Here is a 15,905-nt window from a genome sequence, read left to right on the forward strand (position 1 = left end):
CTTTGATAACCCAAGTATGTCATTGGAAAATAAACTCCCAGACGTCATACGGAAAAGCTATATTCGCAAGTTTGCGCTGTCTGCGTTGCTCGTGCTGGTTGTTGTTGCTGGTATCGGGTTCTTCACACAGGCGGAGGCATCCGCGGAAATAACGGAACAACAAGAACAGTCGCTGCTGGGCAGTACACAACTCGAAAGCGACAGTCTCCGACAGTGGATTGATACCCAACGCCAGTCTGTCAAGTCGTTGTCTGACCACAGGGGCTTGGTCTCTGAGGAAGCAGGCGAGGCTAGAACAACGCTGAATGAGGAGCTCGAAGCACAGCCACCCGAGGTAGTCGCACTCCACTATCTCAACTACGAAACGGGGGAGATTACCGCAAGTACACAGACTGAGCGGGAAGGCAACCAGATCACCGAGACGGATATCGTGTGGCCACAGGAACAGCCGTTCAGTGAACTCGCACTCGGCGACGCTCAGACGGTCATTCAGTCCTGGGTATACACCTCTGCATCGGGAAGTACGTCAATAGCGATGCTTTCGCCGGTGCCAGAGAGTGACCACGCTGTCGTGATGGTTCTCGAAACCGCAGAGCGCTCCGAACAGTTCCGAAGCTCTATCGAGGGGACGACGACTTCTGTTATCGGTTCCACGACCGGAGACCTGCTGTTTGATGAGGACGAAGAAGCACTACTCACAGGCTACGACCGCGGGGGAGCGGCAGATATCATCTCTGCAATCGAGGCGAACGAGCAGGGAACACTGATGACTGACGGCGACCTTGTTGCGTTCGCCCCGGTTGGTGGAGAATCCAACTGGGTCACAATCAAACGGGTCCCAAAATCGACCGCACTGAACGCCAAACAGCAAGTTCAGACCGATATACTCATTCTGGTCGGAGCCGCCCTGCTGGGGTTGTTGGCCCTGGGCGTGATGATTGGCCGAGGCCCAGTTCGGTCGCTCAAGGAGCTATCTGACCAGGCAACTGCCGTGGCAAACGGTGAGATAGATAATTCCGTGGCCGATGAGGGGCACATCGACGAGCTCGGGCAAGCCAGGGCAGGGTTCCGAGATATCACTGCCTACCTCGGCACGGTCGCCGACCAGGCTGATGCACTTGCCGAACAGCGGTTCGACGCTGAGGTACTCGACGAGGATGTTCCTGGTCGTCTCGGCGAGTCACTTGAGGACATGCAGGCTGACATCCAGCAGTTCATCACCGATGTCGAAGACGCTCGCGACGAGGCAGAACGTTCTCGTGAAAAGGCAGAGCAACTGGTCGAGACTCTCGAAACCCAGGCTAGTGAGTTCGGGGCTGTCGTTGAGCGCGCCGCCGACGGTGACCTCACTGCGCGGCTGGATACGGATATCGATAACGAGGCAATGACCGAGATTGCAACAGGCCTCAACCGGATGTTGGCCGACATCGAAACGACAATGCGGGATATACAGGGTTTCTCCCACGAAGTCGCGGCCGCAAGCGAGGAGGCAAGCGCAAGCGCACAGGAAGCCAAGCGCGCAAGCGAAGATATAAGCGAAAGCGTTCAGGAGATAGCGAGCGGCACCGACGATCAGCGTGAACAGCTCGAACAGATATCGAGCGAGATGAATAACCTATCAGCCACTATCGAGGAAGTTGCGTCGACGGCACAGACTGTCGCTACCACGTCACAGGAGGCCGAAGAGCTGGCAACGAGCGGCGAGCATACCGCACAGGAGGCCATCGGACAGATGGACGAGGTTCAACAAACGATGGCCGACACAGTCGAGAACGTCGAAGCACTTGACGACCTGATGGCCGAAATCGACGAGATTGTCGACCTGATCGCCGACATTGCCGAGCAGACGAACATGCTCGCACTGAATGCCAATATCGAGGCCGCTCGGGCGGGTGACGGCTCTGGCAGCGGCGACGGGTTCGCCGTCGTCGCAGACGAGGTCAAGCAACTCGCCGGCGAAACACAGGAGTCTGCCGAAGACGTTGCACAACTAGTCGCGCAAGTCCAAGACCAGACGAACATCACAGTCGAAGAGATACAGACCGCAGAACAGCAGGTCCGTGAGACCAGCGACACGGTCGCGGAGACAGTCGAAGCCTTCAGCAACGTTGTTTCAAACATCGAGACGACAAACGATGGCGTCCAAGAAATCAGTGAGGCGATGGACGACCAGGCCGCAAGCTCCGAAGAAGTTGTTGCGATGGCCGACGAAGTCGCAGAAATCAGTCAGTCAACGGCCGCTGAGTCTGAGACTGTGTCGGCAAACGCTGAGGAACAGGCGTCCTCGATGACAGAAGTCACCGCAAACGTCCAATCACTCGCCGAACAGGCTGAGAACCTCCAACTACAGCTTGAGAGCTTCGACGTTGGTGAGCGTTCGACACAGCAAGAAGCGGCATACGGCGACGACTGACGACAGCGAACGCTGTCGACAGCTCGTCGTGGCTACGTATCACGAAGCGGCAAATGTCTATCTTTCGCGGGGTAATACTTATCGACCTGCCGCGAGACGACAGATGTATGACGGAATCAGCTGACTCTGAGACGGTTTCGGTCGAGCTTGATACGGAACTGCTGGCAGATATCGAAACGCGCTACGAGGATCTTGGATACGCTAGCCTCAGCGCCTTTTTCGAGCAGGCGGCAGCCGACGCCGTCAGACATCCAGCGTTCGACCGCGGCGACCTGCGGGCGATGCTGACCAGCGAGGTCGACATTCAGGCCGGACGCCTGTCGACCAGTACGGAAATTGCTGAGGATATTGGCGTCGAGGAGCCAGCCGACAACAACGCCTGGGATTGGCTGCTCACCGAGACGGCGGCGGCCGACCTCGACCGGCGTGACGACTACGCGAAAGAGCGTATCGTGACGACGCTCAACGACCTCGTCAGCGGCGAGTGGCGCAACCCAACAGAGGACCTGGAGTCGCTCGCTGAAGCCCCACACGACAAGCTACTCATCGGGCCCTTCCGCCTGGGCTGTCGTGTCGACGCTGACGAGCAGGTGTTGTACGTCCTCCGAATCCGGATGCGGGGCGAGTGAGGCGGGCTATAGTACTCCGTCGGCGGACTCACTCCGTCAGGGTGTCGGATGACTCCGGAGCTGGCGTCTGTGAGTTGTCGGTGTACGGGAGTGTGGCTGCGAGTCGGTTGGCGACCTCGGGGCTGACAGCGCCGGCCATCTCCATTGCTTCCCGCTCGTAATCCTCCAGGTCGAGGATACTTCGAAAAAACCACGAGAGGATGACGTACCGGTCGTGATACGACTCGGCAACCTCCTCGCCTTTTCCCGTGAGTGTCACTCCTTGGTAGGGCTCGTAGCTGAGCAGATTCTCTTCATCGAGGCGTTGACAGGTCTCGGTCACCGTCGCCGGCGAGCGATCGAGCATCTCGGCGAGTCTATCGAAAGATACCGGACGAGGGCCTCGACTCTCCTCGATGTAGACGGCGAGCAGGTACTCTAGCTTGCTGGTCATCGTTTCCTCCGTCGGCAGTTCTGTCCCCAACGTCGTCTTCGTCGGTCCATCGGACAACCTCTTGTTTTTAGGTATACCTAAAAGATAAAATACCTTGTGGTGCTATCTCGGGTGGCCGACAGACAGAACCGTGTCACCGCAGGATCGTTTAGGCAGTGCGAAAAATATATGATACAGATACGTTTCTCAAACCGAGTCGACAAATAGCGCGATTTCTTGCATCTCACGTGTTTTAGGCGATGCGAAAAAACCTCACTTTTATTACACTTATGGGTGTAGAAGTATGTGTAATGAGCGCCCAAAGCCTCAAACAGCAGACCCAGAACTACCTCACAAACAACGTCCCACAGATTCAGCAACACGGTGGCTCCTTCGAGGTGCGAGATGTCGACCCCGAGCGCGGACACGCAACCGTCGCCATCGGTGGCACCTGTTCTGGCTGTGGCATCGCGCCGATGACGATGAACGCAATCGAGAGCCGGCTTCCAGAGAGCATCGACGGCATCGACACGGTGGAAGTGGTTCGGTCGACGCAGCCCGACGCGGCGGTGATGCCCTCGAAGACTGACGAGATGGAGTCGATGACCGAGTACGAAGATTACAGTCCGCCGCTCTGAGAAATTCGTTCGTCGACGGTTACTCCGAGGTCTCGCTGGCGTCGAACTCGTGGCCACATTCCGGACAGCACACCTCGTCGTGGCGTAACTCGACGCTGTGCTCACGGACGTCGCGCATGACCTCGGAGATGCGGTCTTCGGCCTCCAGCTCTTCTTCGACAGTGAGGTCGACACCTTCGATCTCCAAGAGGAACTTCGCGACCTCGGTGGCCTCGTACATCACGTCGTCGAGCTCCTCGGCGGTGAAGAAATCCGACATCGCGCCATAGAGGAAAGTCGCCCCGGCGGTGCGGACCTTCTCCTCGAAGGAACTGCGGGCCTGGTTGACCGCCTGTGGCGAATAGGTGTCGGTCATGAAGGGGACGAGATGGGGAAGATTTTCGCCGATTTTGGTCATCTCCACGCCCGTCTCGGTTCGGAAGTCAGCACAGAGGCGGGCGATAGCCCACTCTCTGGCCGTAATGTAGGTCCGCTCGCGCAGGAACTCGTTCGCGCGGTCGTAGGTGCTGTCGTCGATTTTCTGGAATTTCTCGTATTTTTGTACATCTTCTGGGAGGGTTACCTCGCGTTCCTCGCCCACCCTCGAATCCTCTGGCGGTGGTGTCTCCTCGTCGGCCGTCGACTTCTCCGACGACGCTGGCTCATCTGCCATGCTCGACCCTGTGAGCGCTGACAGAAAAAGCGTGTCGGCACCTGCCAGTGTCGTCTGCGAGCTGTCTCGGCGAAACACTTTGTGTATCTTCCATGCTATGACAACTATGGCCACTTCGATTACGAGGCCGGATCCCGACGAATCGTGTGCGTACTGTCAGTCTCCGATTTTCGACCACGAACCGGTCTGTGTTCGGGACTGCACCGACGACTGTGGGTCGCCCGTCCACTTCTGTAACTACGCGTGTCTTTCAGTGTACATCGAGGAGAACGACCTCGCGGTGGGTGACGCCTGTGAGTGGTCGCCCGACGGAGAGGGCTGCTGTTAAGTCGGGAACACCGCCTACCACCGGACCTCGAAGCCGTCTTCTTCCTGTGGGGGCTCGTAGCTCACCTCCACGTCGTCGACGCTGGCTGCCGAACTCCCCTCGTGACAGAACTCGACCATCGTCTCGACATCTTTCTCGGTCCCCTCGAAGACCGCCTCGACGCGGCCGTCGTCGAGGTTGCGAACCCAGCCGTCGACGCCGTGTTCGCGGGCCGTGTCGCGGGTCGTCGCACGGAAGTAGACGCCCTGTACCTTGCCGGAGACGTAGACGTGTGCCCGTGTTCGTTCGCTCATGCGTCGGCGTTCGAGTGCGCCCCTCAAAACAGTATCTCACTCGCCGAGGTCGTCGCCGCCACCGTTTCGGAGGAAATGGAAGAGGTACGTCTGGGTGTAGCCCGCGTGCTCTCCGCCGAGGCGCTCGCGAATCGCACGCGAGGTCTCCGTGTAGTTCCCGCGTTCGCAGTCAGGGTAGTACTCCTCGATTGTCTGGCGAATCCACGTATCCAGCGGGACCGCCTCATTATAACCGAGAGAAAAGAGCAGAATACAGTCCGCGACCTTGTCGCCGACGCCGACGAACTCGGTGAGTGCCTCGCGGGCCTCCTCGTAGGGCAGGTCACGAACGTCGATAGGCGTTCCTTCGGTGACCAACTCGGCCGAGCGCTGGACGTACGGCGCACGGTAGCCAAGCGAGAGATCACGTAACTGTGTCTCCGTGGCCTCGGCCAGTTGTTCCGGCGTCGGATAGGCGTGGTAGGTCGAGCCGTCGAACTCGACGGGCGTGCCAAAGGCCTCTCGGAGAGACTGTTGCATCCCGTGGATGCGCGAGACACGCATCTGGGCCGAGCAGATAAACGAGATGAGCGACCCGAAAGGTGGGTCGTTTACCAGCCGCATCCCCCAGTACGTGTCGTAGGCCTGCTCGATTACCTCGTCGTCGGGTGCGGTGGCACGAATCGAACCGAGGTCGTCGTCGAGGCGGAGTCGACGAAACAGAATCGGTTTGGCGTCGACAGTCGCTTCCCATTCGAGACGACCCTCGTGTTGGCGGACTCGGATGACCGCGGGGTCGCCGTCGACCCGGGCGGTCGTCAGATACCAGGCCTCGCCACCGTACTGTGTGGTGTCGTCGAAGTCTTCGCCGTCTTCGCGCCACCAGAGATACGACTGCCCGCTTTCGAGCGTCGACTGGAGATCGAACCCACTCCCCAACGCTGACAGGTCGATAACACCCTGCTCCATTATCCATACAGCAGGCTGGAACCGTCTTGTCCGTTTCGAGTTTGACACGGTTCGTGAAAGCGAGCGAACATTCGGGCTAACCTTCATATTTGTTGGCGGTCAAAATGTAGATATGAACTGCAGAGTTGTCGTCGAAGCGGCTGTTCCTGTCTACGACGTGGAAACTTCCGACGAAGCGGTTCGTATTGCCATCTCGAAGACAGGCGAGATGCTGAACCCCGACCTCAACTACGTCGAGATAAACATGGGCGAGCGAACGTCACCCTCCGGCGAGGAGCTGCCCCCTGCGTTCATCGCGGCCGACGAGGCCCTTGTCGCCTTGGAACTGGAGATAACCGTCTTCAACGTCGAACGAGAGGAACACGCCGCCCGTATCGCCCGCAAGGAAATCGGCCAGCGCCTCGAAAACATCCCGCTCGATGTGCTCGAAATCGAGGTCACCGAGGAAGATGACGAGGAGGAGGCGGACGACGGAGGAACGGACGAACAGAATGCGGCCGAGGACGCTGCCGAGAACGAGTCGGCCCAAGAACCAGTCGGAGACGAGACACCGACAGAGAGCCCTGACGACGAGGTCCTCCCCGAGTTCGAGGAACTCATCGACGAGTAACGTTCCCTATTTTGTCTGTGTTGGGCTGTCGCCCTCGACCCGACAGCCGCAGGGCTATCGACAACTGTTGTTGACGCGCCACTCGAGGTGGCAGAAATTAGTCGGCGGCAGCAGAAACCGGCTCGGTCTCTTCGGCGGTCATCTCAGAGGTGATGTCTCGTGCGATAGCAAAGACAGCCTCTTTGTGTTCTGTTTTCGACTTGTGAATCGAGGTTGGTTGGACGCCAAGAGAAATGTATTCGTCGTGGTCAACAGAGTCTCCTGTTTTTTCTTCGTAGTGATTCTGTACCTGGGCAAGGAGACCGTGAAGGTGAATGAGCTCCTGCTTTTTCATGGTCGTCTTACCATATAGACTGGAGGGTTATAATGGTACCCCGAGTACCGTTAACACACTTCTGGCGAGATTGGCCCCGTTAGCCCCCCTCTGGCCGATGTACCCAACCCTGTTGGAGACTGTTTCGAAAGTTCCTCGCCTCGTTGTAAGTGATTATATTATTACACTATGATTATTCTGGAGTATTTGGCAGGGGGTTTGATGCATACAGGTTATCAATTTTGCGGACCGTTCTCCTTTCCGTAGCTCTGGACGGCCTCGTAGACGCGTTCGGTTCCCCACTCGACAGCGTCGACGGGGACCCGCTCGTCGCCGCTGTGGACGAGTTCGAGGAAAGGGAGATCGCCGAGTTGCATCGGGATGAAGCCGTAGCTCTGGACGTCGACCTGCGCGAGGTGGCGGCCGTCGGTCGCGCCCGCCATCAACAGCGGAATCGGGGTGCCACCGGTCTCTGCTTCGAGAATCGCACCCAGTTCCTCGAAGGTGTCTAGATCTGCCGAGGGCGGGCCGGAATCGAATCGCACGACCTCGAACTCGGGCTCCTGGCCCGTCAGCTCCCGGAGCTCTGCCATCACGTCTTCGGGTTCCTGGCCGGGAACGAGCCGACAGTCGAGGAAGACGGTGACCTCTTCGGGAACCACGTTCTCCTTGTCGCCGCCGTCGACGATGGTCGGGTTGGCGGTGTTGTGGAGCAACGCGTCGAACATCTTCGTCTCTGTCTCCATCGCATCCAGTACGTCGTCGGTCTGCTCGGGGTCGAGCAGAGCTTCAAACTGCTCGGCCTGTTCGGGAGGAACGGCGTCGGCCAGCGCCTCGAACATCTGTTCGGCGGCGGGCGTGATGTGGACCGGCAGGCGCTCACTGTCGACGGTCTCGACGAACGACGCCATCTTGCCCATCGCCGTCCCCTCGTGGGGGAACGACGCGTGACCACTGTTTCCCCGGAACGTTGCCTCCAGCCAGCAGACCTGCTTCTCGTTGACCTGAATCGGGTAGGTCTCGACCCCGGCTATCTCCATGTCGTAGCCGCCGAACTCGCCGATTGCGTGGTCGATATCGGCAAACAGCTCGGGGTGTTCGTCGACGAGATAACCAAGGCCGTCGTCGCCGCCGCCCTCCTCGTCGGAGACGACGAGCAGATGCACGTCGCCTGGCGGCTGTTCGTCCTCGGCTGCGAGCCGGAGGAAGGTGGCGAGGAACATCGCCACCCCGGATTTCATGTCGAGCGTCCCGCGCCCCCACACGTGACCGTCCTCGACGACTGCCTCGAAGGGGTCGTGTGTCCACTCCTGGCCGGTGACGGGAACGACATCGACGTGTCCATAGAGTAGGAGCGGTGGCCCATCGCCGCCAGAGATAGTACTGAACAGATTTGGCCGGCTCGGGTCCTTGGCGTAGGTGTCGTACTCGACACCGTATGCGTCGAGCAGCTCCCCAATCCAGTCAATGCAGGCTTTCTCGTCCCCCGGCGGATTGACTGTCTCAAAGCGGATTAGATCCCGAAGTAACTCGACGGGCGCGTCGTGTACGTCGGTCGATACGGGCGCGTCGTGTGTGGTCTCGGCGTCGGCCATGCCTCTCTATCGCGGGCGGCCGACAATAAAAGATTCCCGCGGGTACATGTCGTTTCGAAACCGACAAACGCCGGACAGGCAAACGGCAACCAATGAACGTACTGGAGCGGTACGAACCGCTCGTCGACGACGTCGAGGCGTTCCGGGCGACGTGTGACCGCCCGCTACCGTCTGTCGTCCGAGCGAACACTATCAAGACGACGGTCGAGCGCACGCGCCGGGCCCTCGAGGAAGCTGGTATCGACCACGAGCAGACGGCGTGGCACCCCGGCCTGTTCCGGCTTCCCGACGACCAGCCGGGAGTGAACTGGCCGTACGTCTACGGCTGGCTCCACGGCCAGGAGGAGGTGTCGGCACTTCCGGCGCGCGTCCTCGACCCACAGCCCGGCGAACGGGTCTGGGACGCCTGTGCGGCCCCGGGAAGCAAGACCACCCAGCTCGCCGCGCTGATGGACGACACCGGGCTGGTGGTGGCGACGGACAACAACCTCGGCCGTATCTCGGCGCTGCGTTCGAACACGGAACGGCTGGGCGTGACAAACGCCGCGGTCACGCGCGAGGACGCCCGGAACCACTCGCTCAAACCCTTCGACAACGAACCCTACGACCGTGCCCTCGTCGACGTTCCCTGCTCGTGTGAGGGAACGATTCGCAAAAACCCCGACACGTTAGACGAGTGGACGCTCGAACACGTGACGGGGATCGCCGGCGTCCAGCGGGCGATTCTCGGCCGGGCTATCGAGGTGACTCGTCCCGGCGGCACGGTCGTCTACTCGACGTGTACGTTCGCCCCCGAGGAAAACGAAGCGATACTCGATTACGCGCTCGCGGAGTATCCCTGTCGAGTCGTCGACTTCGACTGTCCGCTCGACTCAGCGCCAGGGGTGACCGAGTGGCAGGATGAGGTCTTCGACGAGTCGGTCACACGCGCGAAGCGCATCTATCCCCACCACAACGACACCGGCGGCTTCTTCTGTGCGAAACTGGAGGTGACCGACAAATGAGCGAAAACGTCGGCGACCGGTTCGACCGCCTTCCCGCGACCGAAGACGAGCGCACAGTCGAGGGGCGGCCGACCCGTCGGGCGGTGCTGGAGTGGTTTGAGGAGCGGTTCGACATCGGGCCGTCGGTCTTCGAGGCGTACTCCTTCTGGGAGCGCGGGTCGGGGAAGATATGGGCCTTCCGCGGCGAGGTCGAGTCGCCAATCGAGATTCAGGGCTTGGGGATGACAGCCCTGCGAACCCGCGGGGAGCACTGGAAGCCCACGCTCGAAGCCGTCCAGCGGTTCGGGGGCCACGCCACGAAGAACTGCCTCGCACTCACCGACGACCAGGCCGCCCGCTTTTTCGCCGGCGAAGACCTGGAACCCGACTGGGACGGCGACTGGGGGTATCTCATCGTCACGCGCGAAATCGCGGGCGAGCAGGAACCTCTCGGCGTCGGCCTCTACACCTACGGAGAGCTGCAGTCGATGGTCCCGAAGGGCCGTCAGCGTGAGCTCTGACCGTATCGAGCGGAAGCCCACATCCGTTCACGGGTGGGTGTGAGCGACAGCACGGCGTGGCAATCCACGCGCTAGGACTCGTCGGGATGTTCCACCGCTTCCAACCCTGCTTGGATAATCTCCTGATAGGCTTCTTCCAGACTCATGTCCTGCTGTTCGGCATAGTCTTTCACCCGTCCGTTTAGCGTGTGCGAAATGTTGATGTTCGGCCGCATAGTTTGTGTCCAAAAGACATTTAGACATAAGGGTATAAGTGTCTATTGTCGTGAGGCGAACCAACACCTTCGCGGTACGCCCGCTCTCAAACGACGATGAGCGGCTACTGCTGGACCTGTTGGACGCCTCTGCGAGCCTGTGGAACGAGCTGAATTACGAGCGCCGCCAGCAATTCTTCGATGGCGAAAGCGTGTGGGACACTACCGACTACCGGAAACAGTACGTCGATGTTCTCGGCTCTGCCACCGCACAGCAGGTCATTCGGAAGAACAAATCGGCGTGGCAGTCGTTTTTCGCTGCCCGCGAGGACGGTGAGGACACTTCTCCGCCGGGCTACTGGGGCAACGAGGACGATGGCCGCGAGCTACGCACCTTCATCCGCAACGACCAGTACACGCTGGAAACCGGCCAACGGTCACGGATCGAAATACCAGTCGGACAAGACCTGAAAAATGAGTACGGCCTTGGCTATCACGACCGCCTTCGCATCGAAGTGTGTGGCGCTCCGAAGTGGGACGGCGAACAGGGACGCTTGGAGATACAGTACGACGGGGTAGACGACACGTTCAGGGCCTTTCAGCCTGTCACTGTACCTAATTCTCGACAGGATTCACCACTGGCTTCGGAAGAAGCCGCGCTGGACGTTGGCGCGAACAATCTCGTCGCCTGTACCACTACAACCGGCCAGCAGTACCTCTACGAAGGCCGGGACCTATTCGACCGCTTCCGCGAGACGACCGAGGAAATCGCTCGCTTACAGTCCAAACTCCGCGAGGGACGATACAGCAGTCACCGGATACGGCGGCTGTATCAGAAGCGAACGCGACGGCGTGACCATGCCCAAAATGCACTGGTTCGGGACCTGCTGGAACGGCTGTATGCCGAGGGCGTTGCCACGGTGTACGTAGGCGACCTCACGGACGTACTCTCAACGCACTGGAGCGCCGAGGTGAACGCCAAGACACACCAGTTTTGGGCGTTCCGGGCGTTTATCGACAGATTGGCGTGTGCCGCCGAGGAATACGGTATCACTGTTGAAGTCCAGTCAGAAGCCGACACCACGCGAACCTGTCCCAAGTGTGGAGGACAAGATGCTACCGACCGGGACGGCGACCTGTTCCGGTGTCCGTGTGGCTACGAAGGGCACGCCGACCTCGATGCCTCGCGGCAGTTTCTCGAACGACAGGCTGGCGAAGAAGTCGGGTCGATGGCACGGCCCGTGCGCCTCAAGTGGGACGACCACATCTGGTCGGAGATATCACACTCTCCCGAGAGGGCCAGTCCCAACGAGGAGCGCGCAAACCGGAGTACCGGCGACGGGAAACTTGCCTCCGTGAGTGGATAGCCAACATCCCCACCGGAGGAATCCCACGGCTTCAGCCGTGGGAGGATGTCAATACTGTGTCCGGAGTGTTCCGCCGCTCAACCCCTCCCACTCGATTCGGTAGCCGAGTTCGCCAAGCACTGCGCTCGTCTCCGAGAGGTCGTACTCGGCGAGTAGTTTCTCGACCGCGTCGAGGTCCATCCCGGGTTCGAGACGCTCGTTCAGGTCGTCGAGCACTCTCTCCCTGAGAAGCGTCTGTCCGACCCGCTCGTGGTCCGGAAAGGCAATCTCCTCGAAAGCGCTCTCGCTCGCGCCGTATTCGGCAGAAAGCGCTTCGAGCGAGATGACGTCCTCGTCGGGGCGTATCTCTGCGGGCAGTGATTCGGCCGCGTCGGCCTGTAACTGGTCCTCGTAGCGCTGGAGCGCGTTCCGCACGTCCTTGATGCGCACGCTCCCCGAGTAGGGAATCGCACGGTGGTCCCGAGACTCTATCTCCTCGCCGACGCCGAGGCTCTCGTCGACGGCGACGAGCATCTCGACGTCATCGACGGCGTCGAGGCGAGCCAGCTTCTTCTCGACGTACTCGGGCGTCCAAAAGCCCATAATCTCGAAGTACACCCGGAAGTCACCGAACGCGTAGTCGAAGGCGAAGTCGGGGATAACGACGTGTTCACCGGCCGCGACTGCGTCCGGCTCCCGGACCAGCTCCCAGTCGAGTTCCAGTGACGCGAAGCGACGAGCGAACTCCGCCTCGACGCCGCTGTCGTAGGTGACGTCGGTCACCGGGTCGACGCCCGGCACGGTCACGTCCCCGTTGGTGAGAACCAGTTCGCGCTCCGTGCCGCGGTCGTCGATCGTGGCCTCCAGTCGCCACTCGGCGGTCTTGGCGATAGACCTGAGCAGGCGGGCGAATCGCGTGCCGTACCGACGGGTCTTCCGGAACAGCGCGTCCGGTCCAGTGACGACGATTTCGCGGTCGTTGTCCGCGACGGTCCGGCGCTCGCCCTCGGGCAGGCGACGTATCTCGTAGAGCAGTCGGAGCCGTTTGAGCGCCGAAATTACCGCTTTCGGATCTGTCGACCGGATTCGCACCTCGGTCGCGTCGAACAGCGCGGTCTGGGCGAGTGAGAGGTTGTACTGCTCGATTAGCTCTGGTGGCGACCACCGCGAGTCGACCGCCGCGAGCACCTCCCGCGATTCGAGGTCGGCATACAGCGACGACTCGACTGCCTCGGGCGTGGCATCCAGTTGCTGGGCGGCACGGTCGAGTGCCTCGGCCCGCTCGCCTTCGGTGACAACGCCGACAGCCTCGCCGGCGACGAAGGCGGCCTCACGTGCAGTCGCTGGCTCCAGGGGCGACCGGACCTTCCAGGTCGCCTCGCGGTCGAGCAGCTTGGCGAACCCGCGGACGAGTTTGAAGTCGTCGCTCTCGCGTTCGATATCCGACAGCGCCTCCCGAAGCGTCTCCCGGCGCTTGTCGACGTGGCCCTGGTAACAGCCGATGACACGGGCGGCCAGCCGCTCGTGGCTCTCGCCGGCGAACTGTGGCTGGTAGCCGCCACCGCGCCGGGAGACGCGCAGGAGGTCTTTGGTCAGCACACCCGGTACTCTACGGTCAAGCGTGAAAAGCGCTTGTGGCGTGTCCGCGACGCTGGTAATATCCGCCGGTGGCGAAGTCGGAATGTGGGCCCCGCTCACAGCTAGTGATAGATGACACAGGTCACCGCCGAGACGGTCTCGCTGGGCGAGTTCACCTTCGAGTGTGGCGAGACGATTCCGGACCTGCAGATTGCCTACGAGGCCTACGGCGAGTTCGACGGCGAGAACGCTGTCCTCGTCTGTCACGCGCTGACCGGCAGCCAGAACGTCGCCGAACTCGGCGACACAGAGAGCGGCCAGGACGGCCAGGCCGCGGCCTGGTGGCACGAGATCGTCGGGCCGGGCAAGGCAATCGACACCGACGACTACTACGTCGTCTGTGCGAACGTGCCGGGGTCGTGTTACGGCTCATCTGGACCGGCCAGCCCCGCTCCGGAGGGACGCGGTGCCGGCGACCACGGCCGTTGGGGGCCTGCGTTCCCGGCAGTGACCGTCGGCGACTGGACCCGTGCCCAGCGGCGGCTTCTGGATGTTCTCGGTGTAGACCGACTCCGGGCCGTGGTCGGCGGCAGCGTCGGCGGGATGAACGCTCTGGAGTGGGTCGCTCGCTATCCCGAGGACGTGGAACTGGTCGCCCCGATTGCGTCGGCACCGCGACTCGACACGCAGTGTCTGGGACTCGACGCGGTGGCGCGTCGGGCCATCCGGTCAGACGCGAACTGGAACGGGGGGAACTACTACGACGGCCAGCCGCCACGTGACGGACTCGCGCTGGCCCGCCAGCTCGGTCACATCATGTACCTCTCGAAGGAGTCGATGGACCGAAAGTTCGGCCGCGAGGAGGCAGACAGCGACGCCGAGGGCCACGAGTTTCCGGCCGACCCCGCCCGCGAACGGTTCGCCTATCGCGATGTCGAGTCCTATCTCGACTACCAGGCCGCCTCCTTCGTCAGGCGGTTCGACGCGAACTCCTATCTCTACTTGACGCGAGCGATGGACGCCTACGACCTCGCTGAGGACCGTGGCTCGGCGGCCGAGGCGCTCGCGGAGTTCGACGGCGAGGCGCTGGTGGTCTCCTTTACCGGCGACTGGCATTTCACCGTCGAGCAAGCCGAGCACCTCACCGCGGCCTTCCGGGAGGGCGGGACGGCTGTGAGACACCGAGTCGTGGAGTCGGATCACGGTCACGACGCCTTTCTCGTTGAGACGGAACAGGTCGGCCCCCTCTTAGCCGAGTTCCTCGCCGACGGCACAGCGAGCGAAAGGCGGTGTGTTGCCGGTGATAGCCAGGGAGACAGACACGATCAATCGCCTTGACGGGCTTCGGACAATCCCGACCTGAGCAAGATTGAATAACCGTCCACCTGAAGGGAATTGATATGTCACTGGTCAAGGGGACTGTACACGGCTTCGCGTCAATGACACTCGTCGTGTTAGGGGCAGTACTTACAGACGTCATCAGACAGAACATCGAACTCTTCGAACAAATCTCAGAGCTGACGGTCCAGCTACTGGTTGATGTCGGAAACATCCCAATCTCCAAGGAGGTCGCGAGTATCGTCATCCCGGTTGGGATACTGATGGGAATCTGGGTATTCCTGTACGAGATAAAACAGGCCACGACCTGACACGAGGTCACGGTCAGTTTTGTGTCGGAGGCACGTGACGAATCCTGTCTGCCCTCGCCTCGGGTCGAATGAGGGTCCGCTGGACTACCGCACCACTCCGGTTGCCGTTTGTGACCGCGTTAGTCGTCGCTGTCTTCGTCTTCGTCTTCGTCGTCCTCGTCCTCGTCTTCGGCGTCTTCCTCGCCGTCAGTTTCGTCTTCATCTGTTTCATCTTCGGTCTCCTCTTCTTCGGCTTCTTCTTCCTCGGCCTCGTCATCCTCTGCGTCGTCGGCTTCGTTCTCTTCGGCCTCGTCATTCTCCTCGTCAGATTCGTCGTCTGCGTCGTCACCGAGTATCTCGGCGAGCGTCTCGCCCAGGTTCTCGATGTCGTCATTGAGGAACGACTCAATGGCGCTGTGAATCTCCGAGACGTGGTCGGGCACCTGTTCGGGCAGTCCGTCCGGCGGGCCGACCTCACGGTCCTCGATCGCGTTCGCCGCCTGCTCGCTTGCATTGTTGGCCGACCTGGTGGCGTTTCCGTCCTCTTCAGTCTCGTTCTCGCTCGTCTCTTCGTCGTCTTCCTCGTCAGCGTCGCCGGCGTCGTCAGGGGCGTCACCGTTGCCCGGGTCGTCCGGAGCGTTCCCGTTGCCAGGGTTGTCAGGTGCGTTGCCCTGATCGGGGTTGGCTTGACTGTCTGTGACCTGTGCGCCTGTCTGTGCGGCGGTGCCGACGGCGGCGACGCCGCCGACCAGCACCAGTCCGGCAAGCACTGCCGCGAGTAGTTTCGTTGCGTTCATCGCATCCGTTGCTCGTGTCGAGAGCCA

At 61.0% G+C, this 15,905-nt stretch carries 19 protein-coding genes; 10 read left to right on the top strand and 9 right to left on the bottom strand.

Annotated features, from left to right (window positions below; genetic code table 11):
* The first annotated feature begins 91 nt into the window (after window positions 1-91).
* Entirely contained in the window at window positions 92-2,413 is a 2,322-nt protein-coding gene (locus tag OSC37_RS12730) for a methyl-accepting chemotaxis protein (RefSeq protein WP_267161816.1), read from the top strand.
* A gap of 107 nt (window positions 2,414-2,520) precedes the next feature.
* Window positions 2,521-3,042 carry a type II toxin-antitoxin system RelE family toxin gene (locus OSC37_RS12735; RefSeq protein WP_267161817.1) on the top strand — a complete coding sequence of 174 codons (522 nt, stop codon included), beginning with the start codon at window positions 2,521-2,523 and terminating at the stop codon, window positions 3,040-3,042.
* Window positions 3,043-3,070: 28 nt separating this feature from the next.
* Here the strand turns inward: OSC37_RS12735 and OSC37_RS12740 are convergent, their stop codons facing one another.
* Complete coding sequence (locus OSC37_RS12740) at window positions 3,071-3,475, bottom strand: metal-dependent transcriptional regulator (RefSeq protein WP_267164190.1); 405 nt, start codon at window positions 3,473-3,475, stop codon at window positions 3,071-3,073.
* Window positions 3,476-3,765: 290 nt separating this feature from the next.
* Here OSC37_RS12740 and OSC37_RS12745 point away from each other — a divergent pair, with 290 nt between their 5' ends.
* Window positions 3,766-4,092 (top strand): NifU family protein, encoded by a 327-nt coding sequence (locus tag OSC37_RS12745; RefSeq protein ID WP_267161818.1) that lies wholly within the window; start codon window positions 3,766-3,768, stop codon window positions 4,090-4,092.
* A gap of 19 nt (window positions 4,093-4,111) precedes the next feature.
* On the opposite strand, the gene OSC37_RS12750 is transcribed toward OSC37_RS12745, so the two are convergent.
* Entirely contained in the window at window positions 4,112-4,744 is a 633-nt protein-coding gene (locus OSC37_RS12750; protein ID WP_267161819.1) for a DUF5806 family protein, read from the bottom strand.
* A 106-nt stretch (window positions 4,745-4,850) separates the two neighbouring features.
* On the opposite strand from OSC37_RS12750, the gene OSC37_RS12755 reads away from it, so the two are divergent.
* Window positions 4,851-5,072, top strand: a complete 222-nt coding sequence (locus OSC37_RS12755) for a hypothetical protein (protein WP_267161820.1) — start codon at window positions 4,851-4,853, stop codon at window positions 5,070-5,072.
* A 14-nt stretch (window positions 5,073-5,086) separates the two neighbouring features.
* Here OSC37_RS12755 and OSC37_RS12760 read toward each other — a convergent pair whose 3' ends face one another.
* Complete coding sequence (locus tag OSC37_RS12760; protein WP_267161821.1) at window positions 5,087-5,365, bottom strand: acylphosphatase; 279 nt, start codon at window positions 5,363-5,365, stop codon at window positions 5,087-5,089.
* A gap of 36 nt (window positions 5,366-5,401) precedes the next feature.
* Window positions 5,402-6,313 (bottom strand): DNA-3-methyladenine glycosylase family protein, encoded by a 912-nt coding sequence (locus OSC37_RS12765; RefSeq protein WP_267161822.1) that lies wholly within the window; start codon window positions 6,311-6,313, stop codon window positions 5,402-5,404.
* 112 nt (window positions 6,314-6,425) lie between these two features.
* Here OSC37_RS12765 and OSC37_RS12770 point away from each other — a divergent pair, with 112 nt between their 5' ends.
* Entirely contained in the window at window positions 6,426-6,923 is a 498-nt protein-coding gene (locus tag OSC37_RS12770; protein ID WP_267161823.1) for a DUF555 domain-containing protein, read from the top strand.
* A gap of 97 nt (window positions 6,924-7,020) precedes the next feature.
* On the opposite strand, the gene OSC37_RS12775 is transcribed toward OSC37_RS12770, so the two are convergent.
* A complete protein-coding gene (locus tag OSC37_RS12775) occupies window positions 7,021-7,257 on the bottom strand; it encodes a UPF0058 family protein (protein WP_267161824.1) in 237 nt (78 codons plus the stop codon).
* A gap of 215 nt (window positions 7,258-7,472) precedes the next feature.
* Complete coding sequence (locus OSC37_RS12780) at window positions 7,473-8,831, bottom strand: M20/M25/M40 family metallo-hydrolase (protein ID WP_267161825.1); 1,359 nt, start codon at window positions 8,829-8,831, stop codon at window positions 7,473-7,475.
* Window positions 8,832-8,923: 92 nt separating this feature from the next.
* Between OSC37_RS12780 and OSC37_RS12785 the strand changes: the two genes are divergently transcribed.
* Complete coding sequence (locus OSC37_RS12785; RefSeq protein WP_267161826.1) at window positions 8,924-9,835, top strand: RsmB/NOP family class I SAM-dependent RNA methyltransferase; 912 nt, start codon at window positions 8,924-8,926, stop codon at window positions 9,833-9,835.
* Window positions 9,832-10,335, top strand: coding sequence for a DUF7122 family protein (locus OSC37_RS12790; protein ID WP_267161827.1), 504 nt, complete (start codon window positions 9,832-9,834; stop codon window positions 10,333-10,335). The genes OSC37_RS12785 and OSC37_RS12790 overlap by 4 nt, the downstream gene beginning before the upstream one ends.
* A gap of 71 nt (window positions 10,336-10,406) precedes the next feature.
* Here the strand turns inward: OSC37_RS12790 and OSC37_RS12795 are convergent, their stop codons facing one another.
* Window positions 10,407-10,550 carry a hypothetical protein gene (locus OSC37_RS12795; protein ID WP_267161828.1) on the bottom strand — a complete coding sequence of 48 codons (144 nt, stop codon included), beginning with the start codon at window positions 10,548-10,550 and terminating at the stop codon, window positions 10,407-10,409.
* A gap of 50 nt (window positions 10,551-10,600) precedes the next feature.
* On the opposite strand from OSC37_RS12795, the gene OSC37_RS12800 reads away from it, so the two are divergent.
* Window positions 10,601-11,896 (top strand): RNA-guided endonuclease InsQ/TnpB family protein, encoded by a 1,296-nt coding sequence (locus OSC37_RS12800; protein WP_267161829.1) that lies wholly within the window; start codon window positions 10,601-10,603, stop codon window positions 11,894-11,896.
* Between the two features lie 48 nt (window positions 11,897-11,944).
* Here the strand turns inward: OSC37_RS12800 and OSC37_RS12805 are convergent, their stop codons facing one another.
* A complete protein-coding gene (locus OSC37_RS12805; RefSeq protein WP_267161830.1) occupies window positions 11,945-13,474 on the bottom strand; it encodes a DUF790 family protein in 1,530 nt (509 codons plus the stop codon).
* Between the two features lie 111 nt (window positions 13,475-13,585).
* On the opposite strand from OSC37_RS12805, the gene metX reads away from it, so the two are divergent.
* Window positions 13,586-14,791, top strand: coding sequence for a homoserine O-acetyltransferase MetX (gene metX, locus OSC37_RS12810; protein WP_267161831.1), 1,206 nt, complete (start codon window positions 13,586-13,588; stop codon window positions 14,789-14,791).
* 62 nt (window positions 14,792-14,853) lie between these two features.
* Window positions 14,854-15,102: a hypothetical protein gene (locus tag OSC37_RS12815; protein ID WP_267161832.1), complete on the top strand. Its 249-nt coding sequence runs from the start codon at window positions 14,854-14,856 to the stop codon at window positions 15,100-15,102.
* Window positions 15,103-15,221: 119 nt separating this feature from the next.
* Here OSC37_RS12815 and OSC37_RS12820 read toward each other — a convergent pair whose 3' ends face one another.
* A complete protein-coding gene (locus OSC37_RS12820; protein WP_267161833.1) occupies window positions 15,222-15,878 on the bottom strand; it encodes a hypothetical protein in 657 nt (218 codons plus the stop codon).
* Window positions 15,879-15,905 lie beyond the last annotated feature (27 nt).

This window comes from Halovenus salina (assembly GCF_026410925.1).
Classification (GTDB): domain Archaea; phylum Halobacteriota; class Halobacteria; order Halobacteriales; family Haloarculaceae; genus Halovenus; species Halovenus salina.